Annotated in this window: 4 protein-coding genes; 1 reads left to right on the plus strand and 3 read right to left on the minus strand. The window is 65.5% G+C overall.

What is annotated here, in order from left to right; all coding sequences use genetic code 11:
- The coding region (locus JCM19049_RS11580) for a hypothetical protein (protein ID WP_279403070.1) at positions 1-588 on the plus strand (588 nt) is incomplete at its 5' end.
- Positions 589-657: 69 nt separating this feature from the next.
- Here the strand turns inward: JCM19049_RS11580 and JCM19049_RS11585 are convergent.
- The 3 genes from JCM19049_RS11585 to JCM19049_RS11595 form a co-directional block, all read right to left on the minus strand.
- Positions 658-960, minus strand: a complete 303-nt coding sequence (locus JCM19049_RS11585; protein ID WP_054821669.1) for a DUF4193 domain-containing protein — start codon at positions 958-960, stop codon at positions 658-660.
- A gap of 200 nt (positions 961-1160) precedes the next feature.
- Positions 1161-1907, minus strand: a complete 747-nt coding sequence (locus tag JCM19049_RS11590; RefSeq protein WP_212743868.1) for a phosphoglyceromutase — start codon at positions 1905-1907, stop codon at positions 1161-1163.
- Between the two features lie 118 nt (positions 1908-2025).
- The gene (locus JCM19049_RS11595) at positions 2026-2343 is read right to left on the minus strand and encodes a DUF2516 family protein (RefSeq protein WP_054821668.1); all 318 of its coding nucleotides are present in this window, start codon (positions 2341-2343) and stop codon (positions 2026-2028) included.
- Positions 2344-2521 lie beyond the last annotated feature (178 nt).

Consider the following 2521-nt stretch of genomic DNA (forward strand, 5'->3'; position numbering starts at 1 on the left):
CGGATCCGGCCGCGCGCCGGGGCCCTGCGCTTGTGGCTGCAGCTGCTGGACCGGCTGGAACCCGAACACTCCCTGGCTGCCCGGCTGCAGCTTTTCCACCGCTTCGGCGGCTATGAGCTGGCCGAACAGATCTACCGGCTCGGCGCCGGTCAGTGGCCGGAACATGAGCAGATGGTCTTTGAGCGCCTGCGCTCCGATTCCCCGCGAGACGCGGTGCGTTTTGGCCTGCAGGTGCTGCAGGACCCGGCACGGGCCTGCGATGAGCTGGGACGCCTGGAGGAACCGGGCCACGCGCTGCTGGATCAGGTGATCAGCGCCGTTGTCCCATTCGCCCCCGAACGGGCCGTGCCCCTGCTGGAATCAAGCGTGGGAGCCAAGCTGCTGCATGCCGACCGGCGCATGTACCCGCAGGTCGCCGACCAGCTGCGCCAGTTGCTGGAACTGGCGGCAAAACCGGTGAGACGGCGCGGGCACGGAAGTTCATTGCCCAGGTGCGCACCCGCCATGCGAACCGGCCGCGCCTGCTGGAACAGCTGGACCGCGGTGGACTGCCCCGCTGAGCGCGAACCCGCACGGCCGGACCGTTAAACACCGTCGCATGTCTCGAAGTGGTCTTCGAAACATGCCGATTGAAGAAAGCTGGTAAAAGTGCGGCGATTAGCCTTCGCACTCGACGCAGAATCCGATGTTGCCTTCCTCGCGCACCAGCTGCGAGCGGTGACGGACCAGGAAGCACGAGCCACAGATGAACTCGTCGTCCTTGGCGGGAACGACCGTGACGGTCAGCTCCTCGTTCGACAAGTCAGCACCGGGCAGTTCCAAACCGTCGGTGTGGTCGGTTTCGTCGAGTTCGCGCACGACGCTCTTGGCGTCGGGGGCGTTTGCGGACTTGACCGCATCCAGTGAAGCCTTACGTGCCTCGGCTACATCCGGGCGGACCTCATCGTAATCAGTTGCCACGAATTGCATTCCTAACGTGAGCCATTGTGCTGTTCGAGATAGGAGATTACAGCATAGATGAGACAAAAACACAATCGTGGAGGGAGGTTTCGCTCACAGCCTGTCAACCATGGCCCCGCCGGTAGCGGAAAGGCAAAAGACGTGCCACGTCAGAAGCGCTTTCACGCTTCGTTCGTGGCACGTCTTACAGTGCGTGGAACCTACTTGCGGCCCTGGTTGGCCACTGCCTTGATGGCCTCGGCGGCGGCTTCGGGATCCAGGTAGGTGCCCCCGGCGGTGACCGGGGTGAAGTTCTCGTCCAGTTCGTAGACCAGCGGGATGCCGGTGGGAATGTTCAGCCCGGCGATGTCCTCGTCGCTGATGCCGTCCAGGTGCTTGACCAGGGCGCGCAGCGAGTTGCCGTGCGCGGCGACCAGCACGGTCTTGCCCGCGGTCAGATCCGGCTTGATGGAGTCCTCCCAGTACGGCAGCATGCGCTCAAGCACGTCCTTGAGGCATTCGGTGCGCGGAGCGTCATCGCCCAGCGAGGCGTAGCGCTCGTCGCCGACCTGGCTGAACTGCGAGTCGTCGGCCAGCGCCGGCGGCGGGGTGTCGTAGCTGCGGCGCCACTGCATGAACTGCTCCTCGCCGAATTCGGCCAGGGTCTGTGCCTTGTCCTTGCCCTGCAGCGCCCCATAGTGGCGTTCGTTCAGTCGCCAGCTGCGGTGCACCGGAATCCAGGAACGCCCGGAGGCCTCCAGCGCCAGGTTGGCGGTGACGATGGCACGGGTCAGCAGGGAGGTGTGCAGGACCTGCGGCTTGTAGCCGGCCTCGTCCATCAGCTGGCCGCCGCGCACGGCCTCGGCGCGGCCCTTCTCGGTCAGCGAGACGTCATACCACCCGGTGAACAGGTTCTTCTCGTTCCATTCACTCTGCCCGTGGCGCAGCAAAATCAAAGTATGGCTCATGATTCCCATCTTAGCGTTGCAGGTTCGTGCCCCGGTGGTTCATTGCACCCACCCTGGGCGTTGGTCACCCCTCGGTGCTCCCGGCCCATCCCTCGGAACGGGCGCAGGGACCGGCGGGTCAGTAGTTGTACCAGTTGCCTCCGCGACCGGAGAGCGCCGGGCGCACGTCGGCCAGGTAGACGCAGCAGATGCAGGCGGCAATCAGCTGCAGGAATCCGCCGCCGAGCGCGGCCGCGTTGGGCAGCACGGAAAGCACGGCGATGAAGGCACTGCCGCCGGTCAACGCCATCCAGAACCCCTTGGTGCGCTTGCCCTCGGCCACAAAGCGGTCCCCGGGGTGGCGCACTGCGTCAATCAGCGCCCACAGCGCCAGGACCGCGATCACCAGGGACAGGGCATACATCAGAAAAAATTCGATGGTGCGTGCTAGTTGCATGGTTCCAGCCTACCCGCGCGGCCCCGCGCCGGGACACATTGGCAGCGACACATTTGGCGCACCGGCACCCCGACCAGCCAGCCGACGGCGGCAGGCTCAGCCTTCCAGGCTCCCCAGCGCCTGGCTCAGGTCCCGCCACAGATCCTGCGGATCCTCGATGCCCACCGAGAGCCGGATC

The organism is Arthrobacter sp. JCM 19049 (assembly GCF_001310435.1).